The sequence below is a fragment of the Mesorhizobium sp. M7A.F.Ca.US.010.02.1.1 genome (genome assembly GCF_004023085.1).
Lineage (GTDB): Bacteria > Pseudomonadota > Alphaproteobacteria > Rhizobiales > Rhizobiaceae > Mesorhizobium.
This window is the reverse complement of the sequence record NZ_RZRV01000003.1, coordinates 218,603-234,448: the sequence shown is the minus strand read 5'-3', so window position 1 is coordinate 234,448 and position 15,846 is coordinate 218,603. Positions and strand designations below refer to the sequence as shown.

Genomic DNA, 15,846 nt, shown 5'->3' with positions numbered 1-15,846 from the left:
GTTCGGCTGAACAAGTCGAAGCCGATTGTTGTGGTTTTGGGGCCGTCGCGCATGTCGTCTGGAATGAAGCCTCCGGCGCAAAGCCCAGAGCGTCCGCTTTGAAACCCGCGGACGCACAACCGCTCGACGCTGCCTCCGCGGCGAAAGCCGGGCGACGTGTGCTGGTTGTGTCCCACGATCCGGCCTTTCCGCCGATCTCCGGCGCGGATTTGCGGAACTACCGCAATGCTGAGTCTGCTGCGCAATTCGGCCCGGTCTGCCTGGTGTCTGTGCTGCCGCAGGCGACGGAAACAACCGATCCGTCGATCCGCACCGAAGCCTTGTCGATCAAGGGAGAGGCCCGCTCCGCTTCGATCGGGTGGTGGCGCATAAGGGCGGAGCGTCGCATCTCGCGCGTCGCCTTGACGCGGCTGGAGGCACTGGTTCGGGACTTCCGCCCCGATACGGTGCTGATCGAGGGCATCGGCCTGTTCAAGCTGCTGCGGCCTTTGCGGGCATTGACGAAACATCTCATCCTCGACATGCACAACGTCGAGTCCGACTTGGCGGGGCAGTTGCGGCACGTCGATGTGAAGCGGCCTGCGGTGGCGACGATCAGCGCGGGCCTTGGCATCAGGCGTCTCGAGAGAAAAGCGATTGCCCTTGTCGACCGGGTCTGGGTCTGCTCGAGCCAGGATCGAGAGCGGTTGATGGCGCTTTCCCGGCATAAGTTGCCGATCGACGTCGTTCCAAACGGAATTCCGCACGCCGGGCACAGCCCCGAAACGCTGCCCGCCGAGCCCGGATCCGGCGAAAGCTTTCCGGTGATCCTGTTCGTCGGCCATCTCGGCTATCCGCCAAACGTCGACGCCGTCCAGAGATTAGCCGGCTCCATACTTACGCGCATCCGACTGGCCTTGCCGACCGCGACATTGATTCTCGCTGGGCGCAACCCGACAACGGCCGTGCAAGCGCTGGCAGGATTGCGGGGCGTGGAGCTTGTCGAAGACCCCGAAGACATGGCGCCGCTTCTTTCGAGAGCGCATCTCACCATCATCCCGCTTGCGGCAGGCGGCGGCACCCGCATCAAGATTTTGGAGGCGATGGCGTGGGGCGTGCCGGTGATCGCCACGCCTCTGGCGGCCGAGGGCCTGGATCTGGTCGACGGGGAGGAGCTGCTGCTGTCGGATACCGATGAAGGGCTTGCCGGAATGGCTGTCGGACTCTGCCTGGATGCCGACCGCAGGGCACGGCAGCGCATCCGCGCGCATCAAGCGGTTTGGGCAAGGTTCGGCCCAGAAGCCATCCGCAATGCTGTCCGCGGCGGGCTGGGGCTGGACGAGGCTGGCACCTGATCCGTCCCTCCACCAGATATGGAGGAGCCACATCGTTCCACATCGCTTGCAGGAGCCCCGCTTCGCACCACGTCCAGCCGGAATTTCGTGGTCTGCCCTATCAGGATGCGTGCTGAAGCTCTTGCCGAATGGGGCCGAGATAGGTTTGCGGATGCAAGCGTCCCCAAACATGGCCCCGGTCGGTCAGATGCGCGACCTGCTCTATCCAGCGTCTCGGCGCATCGGGGTCCCTCACCTCATGCCAGTCGTCGACGATAATGACAGGCAGGCCCTGGTAGAGCGGGTCGAGCGGCGAGGTCCTGGTGACGACGATGCAGCCGAGATAAAACAGCTCCCATGTCCTATGACAGTCCAGGCCATTGCCTTCGGTGGACAGCACGAGCGGGTATTGCGAGTATAGTTGCCAGATCGAGCGCTGGGAGACCCGTTTCGTCAGGAAATCAACATGCGGACATCCGCCCAGGGCATCAAGCAGTTCCCGGCGCTGCCTCGAGCCATTGCTGATGCTGAAATCAGAGAACAGCCTGGGCGGGCGGCGGTCCACATGATCCTGCCGGGCGCGTATGATTTCCAGTTGCTTCACAAGCCCTGCCGGCGTGGCAAGGGACCGAGGCGTGTGAAGATCGAGCCCGATCGGGAAAGGCTTCACTCTGGGGTGAGTGCCGTCACAATTCTGGCTGTACCAAGAGACCAGGAAAGGGTTGGCGAGAAGTTGGTCGACGGTGTCCTTCGCCAGATCCGACGGCACCGAAGCATCTCCGTCGGTCGTCAGCAGCGTGAACGGTGCCGTGATCGTCGGCAGCACGATCCTGACGAACGTGTCGAGGTCGCAGGTTTGCGCATCCCTGGACAAGGTGCTCAGGCGCAGCCAGACGATGCCACGCGCGCCGCTGTAATGTTGGCGGAAAAATGCCTCGCTCTGCGTCGATGCAGTTGGCGCGTTGCGATACCAGCGCGGCCCGGCGAAATCGCAGAAATGCCCGATGCCCTGCGACCACAGCACGGGCGGAACGTCAAGAAACCTTAGCGCCCTGGAATAGACGACTCTTTTGACAGCCCTTCGAAACCTGCCCATCGGCAACTCCTAGCGCGGATGGCAATAGCGTTGCAACGTACTGCCTGGCATATTCGCCTTGAGCCGAACCCGGGCTAAAAATTTCGAGCCGTCTGGCGGCGTCGCAACTGGCTGACGATCTCGCCGGCTGCAGTGCCGCGACCAACTCCCGGCACGGACGGAGGCACGCGGCGGTCTACAGACTTGATCGCGGCAAAGGTCGAAGTGCTTGCGGTTCAGCGCAAGACCGCACATCTCAATCGTGCAATTCCCGCGATATCGGCGGACCGAGGGAGAAATCGGAGAACGTTACCTCAAAGCCCTCGCGTTGCGGCGAACAGCACATCATGCCGATATCGACCGTCTTCGAGGTCGGGAAATAGGCAAGCCGCACAGGCTTCCAGTGGCCGTCGGAAGCATCGAGGTACTGGACGCGGATCGCCTCGGCGTGACGGGTCAACCGGATCCTGACGCCGTTCGGATCGGCATGAATGGCGACCAGCGACCAGTCTGACGTGTCGTTGGTGACGACAACGGAGAAATAGGCAAGGCCGTCGGTGTACTCGATACCGGCCTTGATCCAGTGCGTTTCGCTGAGCCGGACCATCAGCCCGGCCTGATCATAGAGGACTTCGTAGTCGCCTTTGACCGTGACTTCGGCGCTGAAATCGCCTTCGACCGGCCGGTGCAGGAAGTGGCCGTTGTCGCGCCAGAAACCGTAGAAGGTCTCGCGCCAGAAATCGGTCTCCTTACCGGTGCGCACACGAACGCTGTCGCCGTCGATAGAATGGTGCGGCGGCGGGTTAAGCCAGATCAGATCTTGCACTGTCATCCTTTCGCGCCGTCCAATCCAGATGTGCATGGCGGTGTTGCCGGCATGATCGGCAGTGACCGATCAGTCAGGCTGATCGGTCGACGGCCGATCAGCCTGCGAACGTATAGGCCGTCTTCACCGTGGTGTAGAACTCCGCCGCATAGTGGCCCTGCTCGCGCGGCCCATAGCTCGAACCCTTGCGGCCGCCGAAGGGAACATGGAAATCGACACCCGCCGTCGGCAGGTTGACCATCACCATTCCGGCCTCCGAATTGCGCTTGAAGTGCGTGGCATGCTTGAGGCTCGAGGTGCAGATGCCGGAGGTCAAGCCGAAGGGCGTGTCGTTGGCGACGGAAAGCGCCTCGTCATAGTCCTTGACGCGAATGACGCTGGCGACAGGTCCGAAAATCTCCTCGCGCGAACTGCGCATGGCATTGGTGGCCTCGGTCAGCAATGCCGGCTGCAGATAGAAGCCTGGCGTCTTGCGGTCGAGCCGCTCGCCGCCGAAGGCGAGCGTGGCACCTTCCCTGACGCCGATGGCGATATAGTCCTCGTCCTGCTTCAGCTGCGTCGCGTCGACGACAGGACCGATCTGGGTCTGCGCGTCGAGCGCATCGCCGATGACCAGTTTGCTCATGCGATCCTTGAGGGCATCGACGAAACGGTCATGGATGGCCTCGGTCACGATCAGCCTGGACGACGCGGTGCAGCGCTGGCCGGTCGAGAAGAAGGCGCCATTGAGCGCGCAATCGACGGCGATCGCAAGATCGGCATCGTCGAGCACGACCAGTGGGTTCTTGCCGCCCATTTCAAGCTGGAACTTGCGCATGTGTTCGATGCTTGCCGCGGCAACGCGCTTGCCGGTACCGACCGAGCCGGTGAAGCTGATGGCGTTGACGTCGGGACTGTCGAGCATCGCCTGACCGACCACCGAACCCTTGCCCATGACGAGATTGAGCACGCCCTTTGGCAGGCCGGCGCGATGCAGGATGTCGACAATGGTCCAGGCGCTCTCGGGAACCAGCTCCGCCGGCTTGAAGACGACGGTGTTGCCGTGTGTCAGCGCCGGAGCGATCTTCCAGGCCGGAATGGCGATCGGAAAATTCCACGGCGTGATGATGCCGACCACGCCGACCGCCTCGCGCGTCATCTCGACGCCGACGCCCGGCCGCACGCTCGGCACGACCTCTCCGGTCAAACGCAACGTTTCGCCGGCAAAGAAATCGAAAATCTGGGCGGCGCGAATGGTCTCGCCTATGCCTTCGGCCAGCGTCTTGCCTTCCTCACGCGCGAGGTTGCGGCCAATCTCGTCCTTGCGCGCCAAAATCTCGTCGGAGGCCTTTTTCAGCACCGCGTGACGCGCCAGCGGACCGGAGCGGGACCAAGCCGGGAACGCTGCCTTGGCCGCGGCGATCGCCTGCTTGGCCTGTTCGACACCCGCCGAGGCATAATCGCCGACGATGTCACCGGTATCCGAGGGGTTGATGTTGCGCGAACCGGCGTCGCCGACCCACTCGCCATCGATGAGGTTCTTTCGAAACAGCGTCATATCGTATGTTCCTGCTTGTTGGCCGCGCGGGCATCTGTCTGAACTGGTATTTGCCAGACAATTGCCTCGCGGGAAAGCAAACAGTGAACCAGCAGCCGCGACAAAAATCCCCGCTTGCGCCGCGCGGATGGCGGGCGACGACAATGCCCCATCGAGCCTCGATGCAGCCAACAGCCACGATGCATCGTTCGGCTTGGGCCCGATTTGGTCTGTACACAAATGTCCATAGCCTTGATTTGCCTGAGGCAGCGTGTCATGCGTCGTGTCGATGGCAGCTCTCGAAACGACGATTCAGCGCGCCGGCGCCACCGGCAATATCAAGGCCACTCGCGAAGACTGGCTGAAGCTTGCGCTTGAAACGTTGATCTCTGACGGTGTCGAACGCGTCCGCGTGCTGACGCTTGGACAGAAGCTCGATGTGTCGCGTTCCAGCTTCTACTGGTATTTCAAGAGCCGACAGGATCTGCTCGATCAATTGCTAGATTACTGGCGGCAGACCAACACCAGGTTCATCGTCGAACGGGCCAGGCGGCCTTCCGCGACCGTCATCCGCGGGGTGATGAGCATTTTCGAATGCTGGGTGGACGAAAAACTGTTCGATCCGCAGCTGGATTTCGCGATCAGGGCCTGGGCCCGCCGCTCGCCCGCCATCAGGCGCGCGCTCGACGAGGCCGACGAGGAGCGCGTCAACGCCATCCGCCACATGTTCATGCGCCACGGCTATGAGGAAGAAGACGCGTTCGTGCGAGCCCGCGTGCTGTATTTCATGCAGATCGGCTATTACTCGCTTGAGCTCAACGAGCCGATGAGCAGCCGCCTGCCTCACGTCGCCGGTTATCTGCGCAGCTTCACCGGCCAGGAGCCTCCAGCGGAGGATGTCGAAGACTTCTCGCGCTATGTCGAGAAAACGCTTTTGCGCAACCGATAGTACGGCCCGTTCGGCCCCCGCAGCTGGCGACTTCGCGGGCGCATCGGCCCAAATAGCAAGCACGTTTGCTGCCGACAGCAGCGGAGACGCCCCTCTGCCGCATCGGCGCAAAGCGGCGTCATGGACCGTTCATTCCGTCCTCCGCCAAGCTCTAGACACATATGTACAATACCGATAGGGTACGCCACACTGACTGGGTGGAGTGCGACAGGATGAAATCCCAATACAGGGCGATCGTCATCGGCGGCGGCGTGGTTGGAGCCTCGGTGCTCTATCACCTGGCGAAGTTCGGCTGGAGCGACGTCGCGCTTATCGAACGCGAGGTACTGACAGCGGGATCGAGCTGGCATGCGGCCGGCGGATTCCATGCGCTGAACGCCGATCCCAACATCGCCGCCCTGCAGGCCTATACGATCGACCTGCTCTCCGAGGTCGAGAAGGAATCGGGCCAGAGCATCGGCATGCACATGACCGGCGGCATCTCGGTCGCCTCGGCGCCCGAGCGCTGGGAATGGCTCAAGGCCTCCTACCGCATCTTCCAGACCATGGGCATCGACGATGTCCACCTGGTCGGTGTCGATGAGATCAAGCAGCGCTGCCCGATCCTCAACACCGACGGCATGCTGGGAGGCCTCTTTGCCGCGCGCGAGGGCCATATCGATCCCTCAGGCGTCGTGCACGCCTATGCCAAGGCAGCCAGGCTGCGCGGCGCCGACATCATCGAGCACAACCGGGTGCTGGAACTCAACCGCCGCGCCGATGGCGGTTGGGACGTGGTCACCGAGAAGGGCACGGTGATTGCCGAGCACGTCGTCAATGCCGGCGGACTGTGGGCCAAGCAGGTCGGCAGGATGGCCGGCATCGACCTGCCGGTATCGCCGATGGAACACCATTATCTCGTCACCGAGGCATTGCCCGAAATCCAGGCGCTGGACATGGAATTGCCGCTGATCGTCGATCTCGAAGGCTTCACCTACATGCGCCAGGAGCAGAAAGGCCTTCTGCTTGGTATCTATGAGGTCAACCACAAACACTGGAACATGGACGGGGCGCCCTGGGACTACGGCATCGAACTGATCCAGGAAGATACCGACCGCATCGCCGACGAGCTGGCGCTCGGCTTCAGCCGTTATCCCTGCCTGGAGACAGCCGGCATCAAGCGCTGGGTAAACGGCGCCTTCACCTTCTCACCGGACGGCAATCCGCTGGTCGGCCCGGTGCGCGGCGTGCCCAATTACTGGGTGGCGTGCGGCGTCATGGCCGGTTTCCTGCAAGGCGGCGGCGTCGGCAAGTCGCTGGCCGAATGGATGATCCATGGCGAGCCGGAAGCCGACGTCTACGGCATGGACATCGCCCGCTATGGCGACTTCGCCTCCAACCGCGAATACATCAGGCAGACCACCGGGCAGTTCTATTCGCGCCGCTTCGTCATGAGCTATCCCAACGAGCAGCTGCCGGCGGGACGGCCCTTGAAGACAGCCGGCGCGCATGACGCGATGGATGCCGCCGGCGCGCGCTGGGGCAATTCATGGGGCATGGAAGTGCCGCTCTATTTCGCGCCGCAAGGCTTCGTCGAGACACCGACGCTGAAGCGCTCCAACGCCTTCGACATTGTCGCACAGGAATGCAGCAAAGTGCGCGAAAGTGTCGGCCTGCTCGATATATCAGCTTTCTCGCGCTACGAGATCACCGGTTCGCGGGCCGAGGCTTGGCTCGACCGGCTGCTTGCCTGTGCGCTGCCCAAGCCGGGACGCGCCAAGCTCGCGCCGATGCTGGGCGAAAACGGCAAACTCAAGGGCGATCTCACCGTCTTCAACTGGGGCGATGGCTCCTGGTGGATCATGGGATCCTACTATCTGCGCCAATGGCATATGCGCTGGTTCGAACAGCATCTGGGCGACGGCGTCACCGTCCGCGACATTTCCGATGCGGTAGTCGGTTTCTCGCTCGCCGGACCCAATGCGCGAATGCTGCTCGAGCGGCTGACACACCAGGATGTCTCGCACGAGGCTTTCGGCTTCCTCGCCTGCAAGACATTGGATGTCGGCCTGGTGCGGGCCAAGGTCGGTCGGCTGTCGGTCATCGGCGAGCTCGGCTACGAAATCCATTGCCAGGCCAATGAGCACGCGGGCCTGCGCCGTGCGCTGCTTGCCGCAGGCAGCGATCTGGGCGTCACCGAATACGGCTTCGGCGCGGTCAATTCGCTGCGCCTCGAAAAGAGCTTTGGCATCTGGTCGCGCGAGTTCACGCAGGACTATACGCCTGATGAGACCGGGATGGACCGCTGGATCGCCTTCGACAAGGGCGATTTCATCGGGCGGGAGGCGGCCCTGAAAGAGCAGAAGGCTTCATCGAGGCGCACGCTGGTGACGCTCGAAATCGACGCGGCGGATGCCGATGCCAGTGGCTACGAGCCGGTCTGGAACAGAGGCAGGCTTGCCGGCTTCGTCACCTCCGGCGGCTATGGCCATACGGTCGGCAAGAGCCTCGCCATGGCGCTGGTCGAGCGCGAGGCGGCCGAGATCGATACGCAGTTGACAACCCACATCGTCGGCGTCGAAAGAGGTGCGCGCGTCATCGCTTCGTCGCCATACGATCCACTGGGCAAGGCGATGCGGGCATGACCGATCGAACCGGCGGCATCCGTGCAAAAGACCATTCAATGATCCACGTTCCCTTCAGAAAATCAGATCTGTCCGGCACGCCATGACCAGACGCTATTCCGCATTGTCGCTGTTCAAGGAGGGCCTGGCCGGCCAGACCGGCTGGAAGCCGGCCTGGCGCTCGCCCGAGCCGAAGCCAGCCTACGACGCGATCGTCATCGGCGGCGGCGGCCATGGGCTGGCGACGGCCTATTACCTGGCAAAGAACCACAACATCACCAGGGTCGCTGTGCTGGAAAAGGGCTGGATCGGCGGCGGCAACACCGGCCGCAACACCACCGTGGTGCGCTCCAACTACTATTACCCGGAAAGCGTTGAGCTCTACGGGCTGGCGCACCGCCTTTACGAAGGGCTGGGCAAGGACCTGAACTACAATGTCATGCTGTCGCAGCGCGGCATGGTCAATCTCTGCCACTCGACCGCCGAGATGGAGATCGGCGCGCGCACCGTCAACGCTATGCAGATCAACGGCATCGATGCCGAATTGTTTTCTCCCGAGGATGTGCGCCGGGTGGCGCCGATCTACAATTTTTCGCCGGACGCGCGCTTCCCGGTGTTCGGCGGCATCTGGCAAGGCAGGGCCGGCACGGCGCGCCATGACGCCGTCGCCTGGGGCTACGCGCGGGCGGCGAGCCGGCTCGGCGTCGATATCATCCAGAACTGCGAGATCACTGATTTCATCATCGAAGGCGGCCGCTGTCGCGGCGTCCAGACTTCGCGTGGCGCGATCCGTGCCGAGCGCATCGGCATGGCGGTAGCCGGGCATTCTTCGGTGCTGGCGGCAAAGGCCGGCTTCCGGCTGCCGATCAATTCCTATGCGCTGCAAGCCTGCGTGTCCGAGCCGGTCAAGCCGATCCTCGACACGGTGGTGCTGTCGCCCGGCTGCGGCGTCTATGTCAGCCAGTCGGACAAGGGCGAGATCGTCATCGGCGGCGGCCTTGACCGCATCCCTTCCTATGCGCAGCGCGGCAATCTGCCGACGCTGGAGGGGGTGATTGCAGGCCTTTTGGAAATGTTTCCGATCTTCGGCCAGCTCAAGCTGATGCGGCAATGGGCCGGGATTGTCGATGTCGTGCCGGACTCCTCGCCGATCATCGGTGAATCGCCGCTGCCCGGCCTATTCCTCAATTGCGGCTGGGGCACGGGCGGCTTCAAGGCCATTCCCGCCGGCGGCACGCTGCTTGCGAACCTGCTGGCGACCGGCAAGCACAACGACATCAGCCGCCCCTTCGACCTCGATCGCTTCGCCAGCGGGCGGCTGATCGACGAAGCGGCCGGCTCCGGCATCGCGCATTAGAGGCAATCATGCAGTTGTTCCCTTGCCCATTTTGCGGCCCGCGTGACGAGACCGAATTCCACTATGGCGGCGATGCCGGCAACATCAGGCCTGACGGTGCCGACGTGCCGATCGATCGCTGGGCTGAGTACCTCTATCTGCGCGGCAATCCGAAAGGCACGGCGCGCGAGATCTGGGCCCACATGATTTGCGGCGAGTTCTTCGCCATGGAGCGGGACACCATCACCCACAAGGTGCTGTCTTCGGCCGCTCTCGACGGGGAGCATGCCGCGTGACCGCCTCGCGTCTTGCCACCGGCGGCAGCGCTATCGACCGCTCGCGCCCGATCCGCTTCAGCTTCGACGGCGCCACCGTGCATGGCTTTGCCGGCGACACCATCGCCTCGGCGCTGCTGGCCCGCGACGTCGCGGTCGTCGGCCGCAGCTTCAAATATCACCGGCCGCGCGGCATCTGGGGTGCCGGCGTCGAGGAGCCGAACGCGCTGGTCGATCTCGGCGGCAGCGTGCCAGCGAAGCCCAACACGCGCGCCACGACCGAGCCGGCGCGCGACGGGCTGGTGGCGAAAAGCGTCAACGCCACGCCCAGCGCGCTGGCCGACCGCAACGCCTTTCTCGACCGTTTCGCACGCTTCATACCGGCGGCGTTCTACTACAAGACTTTCATGTGGCCGGACTGGCACAGGTTCGAGCCGCGCATCCGCGCCATGGCGGGATTGGGCACAGTCGACGCCGACTGGATCTCGCCGGGCACGGCGGACCAGATCAACCATCATTGCGATGTGCTGGTTGTAGGCGCGGGACCGGCAGGGCTGGCGGCGGCAAGGCTGGCGTCTGGTGCTGGCCTGACCGTCACACTGGTCGACGACCAGCATAGCCCCGGCGGATCGCTCGGCCATCGTGCCGCGGAGATCGACGGCAAGCCGGCGGCCGTATGGGTCAAGGAGACGATTGCCGAGCTTGCCGCTGGCGGTCACCTCATCCTGCCTTCGACCACCGCCTTCGGCATTTACGACCACAATCTGGTCGGGCTGAACCAGCGTCATCTCGACGGCCGGCCGGATACGCTGTGGCGGGTCAGGCCGCGCCAGATCGTGCTGGCGGCCGGCGCCATCGAGCGGCCGCTGCCCTTCGCCAACAACGACCTGCCGGGCATCCTATCGGCGGATGCGGCGCTCGCCTATCTCCGGCGCCACGCTGTGCTGGTCGGCCGCCGCATCGTCGTCGCCACCAACAATGACAGCGCCTATGAGGTGGCGGGGGCGCTTGCCGAGGCCGGCGCCGAAGTCAGGCTTGTCGACATCCGGCGCGACGGCACGCCTGCCGCGCCGGCCAATGTCCGGCTGGCCAAAGGGCGTTCTCTCATATCCGCCAGCGGCAGGCTGCGCGTCGACGGCGTAACGCTCGACGACGGCACGAGGTTCGATGCCGATTGCGTCCTGATCTCGGGCGGCTGGACGCCGACCATCCATCTCTTCGGCCAAGCCAAGGGCAAGCTCGCCTGGAGCGAGGCGCGCGCGGCCTTTCTGCCGGGCGATCCGGTCGATAACATCGCGGTGGCAGGTGCGGCTGCCGGCGCGGTTTCCTTGTCGGAGGTGTTTGCTGGCGCCAGCACCGCCGTTGCATCGCTCGGCCAGACGAAGGCTCCCCTACCGCGGAGCACCGGGCCGGAGGCAACGGACGGTATAGTCGCGGCATGGCCAATGCCGAGTTCGAAGGGACGCATCTGGATCGACTATCAAAACGACGTGACGGTGAAGGACGTCGAGTTGGCAGCGCTCGAAAACTTCGTCTCGGTCGAACATCTGAAGCGCTACACCACGCTCGGCATGGCGACCGACCAGGGCAAGACCTCCAACCTGCCCGGCCTGGCGCTGATGGCCGGCATCACCGGCCGCACCGTGCCGGAGGTCGGCACCACCACCTATCGTCCGCCATTCACCCCGGTGCCGCTGGCAAGCTTTGCCGGCGCGCGCGTCGGCGAATTGATGGCACCGGTGCGCCGGCTGCCGCTCGAAAATGTGCACCGCGCCAATGGCGCCGTCTTTCAGGAATATGGCGGCTGGCTGCGCCCGGCCCACTATGGCGGTAGCGCGGATGCGGAACACTCAATACAGGATGAGGCGCGCCTTGCCCGGGAGTCGGTCGCGCTGTTCGACGGTTCGACGCTCGGCAAGATCGAGGTGATCGGGCCGCAGGCGGCCGCATTCGTGGATTTCCTGTACTACAACACCATGTCGACGCTGAAGCCCGGCCGCTGCCGCTACGGCTTCATGCTGTCGGAAAACGGCGTGGTCTTCGACGACGGCGTTCTGGTGCGGCTGGACGAGCATCGCTTCGTCGTCTCGTGCTCGTCATCGCATGTCGCTGCCGTGCACGCCTGGCTGGAGGAATGGCGTCAGGACCGTTTTGGGCGCGACGCCGTCTACATCCACAACGCCACATCAGACATGGCGACGCTGACCGTCTCGGGGCCAAACTCCCGAAAACTGCTCGAAACGCTTGGCCTCGGCCTCTCGCTCGACGATGCCGACCTGCCGCATATGGCGATCGCTCATGGCACCTATGCCGGCGACGATGTCCGTATTGCCCGCGTCAGCTTCACCGGCGACAGGAGCTACGAAATCTCCGTTCGGGCCGATCGCGCCGAGCCGTTATGGGCGGATCTGCGCGAGGCCGGCCAGGCCTTCGATGCCGTCGTCATCGGACTCGAGGCGCTGATGATCCTGCGGGCAGAGAAAGGCTTTATCGTCATTGGCAAGGACACTGACGGCACCACGTTGCCGCATGATCTCGGCGTCGACGGTCCGCGCGCCAAGCGCCAGACCGAGTTCGTCGGCCGCCGCTCGCTGTTCACAGAGGAGGCCTCGCGTGACAACCGCATGCAGCTTGTCGGATTGGCGGTGCCGCAAGGCGAAGCGCCGCTGCCGACCGGCGCGCACGGCATCAAACGGAGCGACGGCAGATTGCGCAGCCAGGGCTTTGTCACCTCGAGCTACCAGAGCCCGACGCTCGGCCGCCCGGTTGCGCTTGGGCTGATCGAGCGCGGCGCGACGCGGCACGGCGAGACGATCGACATCCAGCACCTCGGCAAGATCAGCAAGGCGACGATTACCGCCCCTTGCGCCTTCGACCCGGCAGGAGAGCGGCTGCATGCGTGATCTCGCGGAAAAATGGTCTGTTGCACCGGACTGGCAGGGCGCGGTCATCGCCACGCCGGGCCTTGCGATACGAGCAGCCCTCGGCCTCAACCAGTTGCTGGTCAGCGGCAACCTCGACGCGTGGGCACGGGCTTCCGGTGTCGACGGAACTGGCGTGGGTGCTTTTGGTACCGCACAGGGCGACCGCTATGCGGCGCGGCTGGCGCGCGACCGGTTGCTCGTCGTGTCGAAGAGCCCGCTCCCCATCGCCACGGGCTGGCATGCAGACGGGTTCGCGGCGACGGCGATCAGCGCCGGGTTGCAAATATTCGAGGCCGAGGGCACGGCGCTCGATGCTTTCATCGCGCGTGGAACGACGCTCGATCCCAGCCAGCCAAGTGCCAGTGCAGCGCTTTCCTTTGCCGGCATCAGCGCCGTCGTCTATCGCCATGACGGCAAGCTGCGCATCCATGTCGATCGCGGTCTTGCCGCCTATCTCTGGACATGGATGGAAACGGCGGCTGGCAACATCGCCACCGGATCAGCCGCTTAGCCGGCGGCACGTCAGAGCGTGAACGACCAGAACAGGCAGGCCAGCGTCGCCGCGGCAAAGACCACGAAGAACAGGCTGCGCAGCAGCACGTTGCGGCGCAGCTCGTTCATGACGAAGTGACAACCTACGATCGCCGCCGCAAACAGGAACCGCCAGTTCAGCAATGCCCACACGGCGCTGCCCTGCCCGAACGCCCATCTGGCGACAAGACAGCCGACGATGGTCGCAAACAGTGCAATCACGGTCCAGAAGAGGGCATCGGCGGCATGGGTCAGGACGATGCCGGCCGCCCTGATCGGCAGGATCATCATCAACATTGCGCTGAAGAAATAGACAGCGGCAATCGGGATGAACACGCCGGCGTCGGCGATGCCGTCAAGGCGCCTGACGCCGATGGCACCATAGGGATAGCCGTGCCTGGCGACAGCCAGGCTCAACGCCATGAGCAAGGCGGTCAGCACGGCGACCAATGCGAAGGATGTGAGGGCTTTGCTCATGACGTTCCTGTCCCCGACGAATCAGACAGGAACGTTTTTAGCGGGCAGTCGTAAATTGCGTAAGCGAGATCAATCATTACGCGAATTTCGGTTGCGGCGTAATCCGCCGACGGCGTCTATTCGGCGGCGATCCTGCCTGCCGAGCGGTTGGCCAGCACGAAGCCGACCTCGTCGACCGCCTGCGCGGCACGCTTAAGGATCGCCTCGGAGTGTAGCACGCCGTCGGTGAAATCCTTGTCGGTGGCGTAGACGGCGGTGGGCAGCGCAAAGGCCTCGAAGAAGCCGAACAGCGGCCGCAGCTGATGTTCGACAATCAAGGCGTGGCGCTCGCCACCGCCGGTCGCCGTCAACACGATGGGCTTCCCCCGCAGCGCTGCCGGATCGATCAGGTCGAAGAAGTGCTTGAACAGGCCGGTATAGCTGCCTTTGTAGGTCGGCGAGCCGACGACGAGCACGTCGGCAGCGAGGACTTCGTCCAGGATCGCCCGGGCCTGGCTATCGAGGTCGCGGGCCCATCTTGCCGTGCCGAGCGACGGGCCGAGATCCTCGATATCATAAGTGGTCGCCGACAGACTGTGGCTGGCGGCGATGTCCCTGGTGACCAGATCGACGAAGGCGCGCGTCTTTGACGGCCGGGTGATGTTGCCGGAAAAGCCGACGACTGTTGGATTTGACATGGCAGTGAACCTCTTGGGGTATAGTGGCCGAAAAATTTTGCTGTGGCGAGCCTCTCGCCCGCCGGTGAGAAATCAGCTCCAGGCGTGCAGCGGCGGGTTTTCGCCGTTGAGGAAATATTTGCCGAGGATCGAATATTTCCAGCGCACCGGATCGTGCAGCGTGTGCGTGCGCGCGTTGCGCCAATGCCGGTCGAGATTGTGTTCGGCCAGCGTTGAGCGGGTCCCCGCAAGTTCGAACAGCTTGTTGGTGGCGGCAATGGCGATCTCGGTCGACAGGATTTTTGCCTCGGCGGTGACGATCTGGGCGTGCGCCACCGTGTCGGCGGTCGGCTCGATCACCGCCCGGTCGATTGCCAGGCCGGCCTTTTCCAGCAGCGCCTGCGCCGCGTGCAGGCGCAGCGTCAGGTCGCCGATGGCCTGGATGGTGTAGGGATCGTCCCAGGCATTGTCGACGCCACTGTCGATCCAGGCTCGGCTCTTGGTCCTGACGAAATTGACCGTCTCGTCGATCGCTGCCTGGGCGATGCCGGTGTCGACCGCCACCTGGATGATCTGGAAGATGGCGCCGTCGGCGGTTGGCCTGTCAAAACCCTTGTAGCCTGGCACCAGATGCGTCTTCGGCACCTTGACGTTGTCGATGATGACGGTGCCGGACAGCGTCGTGCGCTGGCCGAAGCTCGACCAATCGTCGATGACGGTCAGGCCGGGCGCGCCGCGGTCGGCGATCGCATACCAGGCACGGCCTTGGTCATCGAGCGCGACGATCGGCACGAGATGAGCGAGCAGCGCGCCGGACGAATAGAATTTGCGGCCATTGACGACGACATGGTCGCCGGCATCGGTGAAGCGGGTTTCGAAATCGGCGGCGCGTTTGGAGCCGAACTCGGAAAAGGCGTTGCCGAACCGCGTGCCTTTCAACGCTTCGGCAAACAGCAGCTCCTGCTGGTCCGCGTCGGACACGGTGCGGATGGCGGCGACGACGCCGAGATGGTTCTGGGCAATCTGGCCGATCGAGGAATCCGCCGCCGAGATGATCTCGATCACCTTCGCCAGCGTCGCATAGGACAATTCCGGCCCGCCGAATGCCTTGGGCACGTTGATCGACCACAGGCCGCTTTGCGAAAAGGCATCGAGTTCGGCAACCGGCCAGATCCGCTCGCGGTCGCGCCTTGAGGAGTCCTTGACGAATTCGGCGGCGAGCGCGTGGGCGATAGCAATCGCCTCGGCGGCGTCCTTGATGATGTGCGCTGGCGCGGTCGGTCTTGCGACTGCCGGCACGGCGGCGGAAGCCTGGTCGGTCTTGACGGTCGAAACGGTCATTTCACTGCTCCTTGGGATTTCATT

The 15,846-nt window shown here is 63.9% G+C and carries 13 protein-coding genes; 7 read left to right on the top strand and 6 right to left on the bottom strand.

Features of this window, described 5'->3' with window-relative positions; genetic code table 11:
* Positions 1-98: 98 nt before the first annotated feature.
* Positions 99-1,334 (top strand): glycosyltransferase family 4 protein, encoded by a 1,236-nt coding sequence (locus EOA19_RS04575; RefSeq protein ID WP_128302835.1) that lies wholly within the window; start codon positions 99-101, stop codon positions 1,332-1,334.
* A 100-nt stretch (positions 1,335-1,434) separates the two neighbouring features.
* Here the strand turns inward: EOA19_RS04575 and EOA19_RS04570 are convergent, their stop codons facing one another.
* The 3 genes from EOA19_RS04570 to EOA19_RS04560 all read right to left on the bottom strand — a co-directional run bounded on the left by EOA19_RS04570 (position 1,435) and on the right by EOA19_RS04560 (position 4,751).
* Positions 1,435-2,409: a hypothetical protein gene (locus EOA19_RS04570; protein ID WP_128302834.1), complete on the bottom strand. Its 975-nt coding sequence runs from the start codon at positions 2,407-2,409 to the stop codon at positions 1,435-1,437.
* A gap of 235 nt (positions 2,410-2,644) precedes the next feature.
* On the bottom strand, positions 2,645-3,220 hold the full coding sequence (locus tag EOA19_RS04565; protein ID WP_023811553.1) for a DUF1349 domain-containing protein: 576 nt from the start codon (positions 3,218-3,220) through the stop codon (positions 2,645-2,647).
* Between the two features lie 91 nt (positions 3,221-3,311).
* On the bottom strand, positions 3,312-4,751 hold the full coding sequence (locus tag EOA19_RS04560; RefSeq protein ID WP_023811552.1) for an aldehyde dehydrogenase family protein: 1,440 nt from the start codon (positions 4,749-4,751) through the stop codon (positions 3,312-3,314).
* 268 nt (positions 4,752-5,019) lie between these two features.
* Here EOA19_RS04560 and EOA19_RS04555 point away from each other — a divergent pair, with 268 nt between their 5' ends.
* The 6 genes from EOA19_RS04555 to EOA19_RS04530 all read left to right on the top strand — a co-directional run bounded on the left by EOA19_RS04555 (position 5,020) and on the right by EOA19_RS04530 (position 13,328).
* Positions 5,020-5,679, top strand: coding sequence for a TetR/AcrR family transcriptional regulator (locus tag EOA19_RS04555; protein WP_031213366.1), 660 nt, complete (start codon positions 5,020-5,022; stop codon positions 5,677-5,679).
* A gap of 212 nt (positions 5,680-5,891) precedes the next feature.
* Positions 5,892-8,303 (top strand): FAD-dependent oxidoreductase, encoded by a 2,412-nt coding sequence (locus tag EOA19_RS04550; RefSeq protein WP_128302833.1) that lies wholly within the window; start codon positions 5,892-5,894, stop codon positions 8,301-8,303.
* Positions 8,304-8,385: 82 nt separating this feature from the next.
* Positions 8,386-9,639 carry a sarcosine oxidase subunit beta gene (locus tag EOA19_RS04545; RefSeq protein ID WP_128302832.1) on the top strand — a complete coding sequence of 418 codons (1,254 nt, stop codon included), beginning with the start codon at positions 8,386-8,388 and terminating at the stop codon, positions 9,637-9,639.
* An 8-nt stretch (positions 9,640-9,647) separates the two neighbouring features.
* On the top strand, positions 9,648-9,914 hold the full coding sequence (locus tag EOA19_RS04540; protein WP_128302831.1) for a sarcosine oxidase subunit delta: 267 nt from the start codon (positions 9,648-9,650) through the stop codon (positions 9,912-9,914).
* The gene (locus EOA19_RS04535) at positions 9,911-12,796 is read left to right on the top strand and encodes a sarcosine oxidase subunit alpha family protein (protein WP_128302830.1); all 2,886 of its coding nucleotides are present in this window, start codon (positions 9,911-9,913) and stop codon (positions 12,794-12,796) included. The genes EOA19_RS04540 and EOA19_RS04535 overlap by 4 nt, the downstream gene beginning before the upstream one ends.
* A complete protein-coding gene (locus EOA19_RS04530; protein WP_128302829.1) occupies positions 12,789-13,328 on the top strand; it encodes a hypothetical protein in 540 nt (179 codons plus the stop codon). The genes EOA19_RS04535 and EOA19_RS04530 overlap by 8 nt, the downstream gene beginning before the upstream one ends.
* A gap of 11 nt (positions 13,329-13,339) precedes the next feature.
* Here the strand turns inward: EOA19_RS04530 and EOA19_RS04525 are convergent, their stop codons facing one another.
* The 3 genes from EOA19_RS04525 to EOA19_RS04515 all read right to left on the bottom strand — a co-directional run bounded on the left by EOA19_RS04525 (position 13,340) and on the right by EOA19_RS04515 (position 15,822).
* The gene (locus EOA19_RS04525; protein ID WP_023811545.1) at positions 13,340-13,825 is read right to left on the bottom strand and encodes a hypothetical protein; all 486 of its coding nucleotides are present in this window, start codon (positions 13,823-13,825) and stop codon (positions 13,340-13,342) included.
* A 116-nt stretch (positions 13,826-13,941) separates the two neighbouring features.
* Positions 13,942-14,502: an FMN reductase gene (gene msuE, locus EOA19_RS04520; protein WP_023811544.1), complete on the bottom strand. Its 561-nt coding sequence runs from the start codon at positions 14,500-14,502 to the stop codon at positions 13,942-13,944.
* Positions 14,503-14,574: 72 nt separating this feature from the next.
* Entirely contained in the window at positions 14,575-15,822 is a 1,248-nt protein-coding gene (locus tag EOA19_RS04515) for an SfnB family sulfur acquisition oxidoreductase (RefSeq protein WP_128302828.1), read from the bottom strand.
* Positions 15,823-15,846: the final 24 nt, after the last annotated feature.

Coding starts and splice junctions, on each gene's coding strand:
- EOA19_RS04570 (WP_128302834.1), bottom strand. CDS start 2,409: ATGGGCAGGTTTCGAAGGGCTGTCAAAAGAGTCGTCTATTCCAGGGCG.
- EOA19_RS04565 (WP_023811553.1), bottom strand. CDS start 3,220: ATGACAGTGCAAGATCTGATCTGGCTTAACCCGCCGCCGCACCATTCT.
- EOA19_RS04560 (WP_023811552.1), bottom strand. CDS start 4,751: ATGACGCTGTTTCGAAAGAACCTCATCGATGGCGAGTGGGTCGGCGAC.
- EOA19_RS04555 (WP_031213366.1), top strand. CDS start 5,020: ATGGCAGCTCTCGAAACGACGATTCAGCGCGCCGGCGCCACCGGCAAT.
- EOA19_RS04550 (WP_128302833.1), top strand. CDS start 5,892: ATGAAATCCCAATACAGGGCGATCGTCATCGGCGGCGGCGTGGTTGGA.
- EOA19_RS04545 (WP_128302832.1), top strand. CDS start 8,386: ATGACCAGACGCTATTCCGCATTGTCGCTGTTCAAGGAGGGCCTGGCC.
- EOA19_RS04540 (WP_128302831.1), top strand. CDS start 9,648: ATGCAGTTGTTCCCTTGCCCATTTTGCGGCCCGCGTGACGAGACCGAA.
- EOA19_RS04530 (WP_128302829.1), top strand. CDS start 12,789: ATGCGTGATCTCGCGGAAAAATGGTCTGTTGCACCGGACTGGCAGGGC.
- EOA19_RS04525 (WP_023811545.1), bottom strand. CDS start 13,825: ATGAGCAAAGCCCTCACATCCTTCGCATTGGTCGCCGTGCTGACCGCC.
- msuE (WP_023811544.1), bottom strand. CDS start 14,502: ATGTCAAATCCAACAGTCGTCGGCTTTTCCGGCAACATCACCCGGCCG.
- EOA19_RS04515 (WP_128302828.1), bottom strand. CDS start 15,822: ATGACCGTTTCGACCGTCAAGACCGACCAGGCTTCCGCCGCCGTGCCG.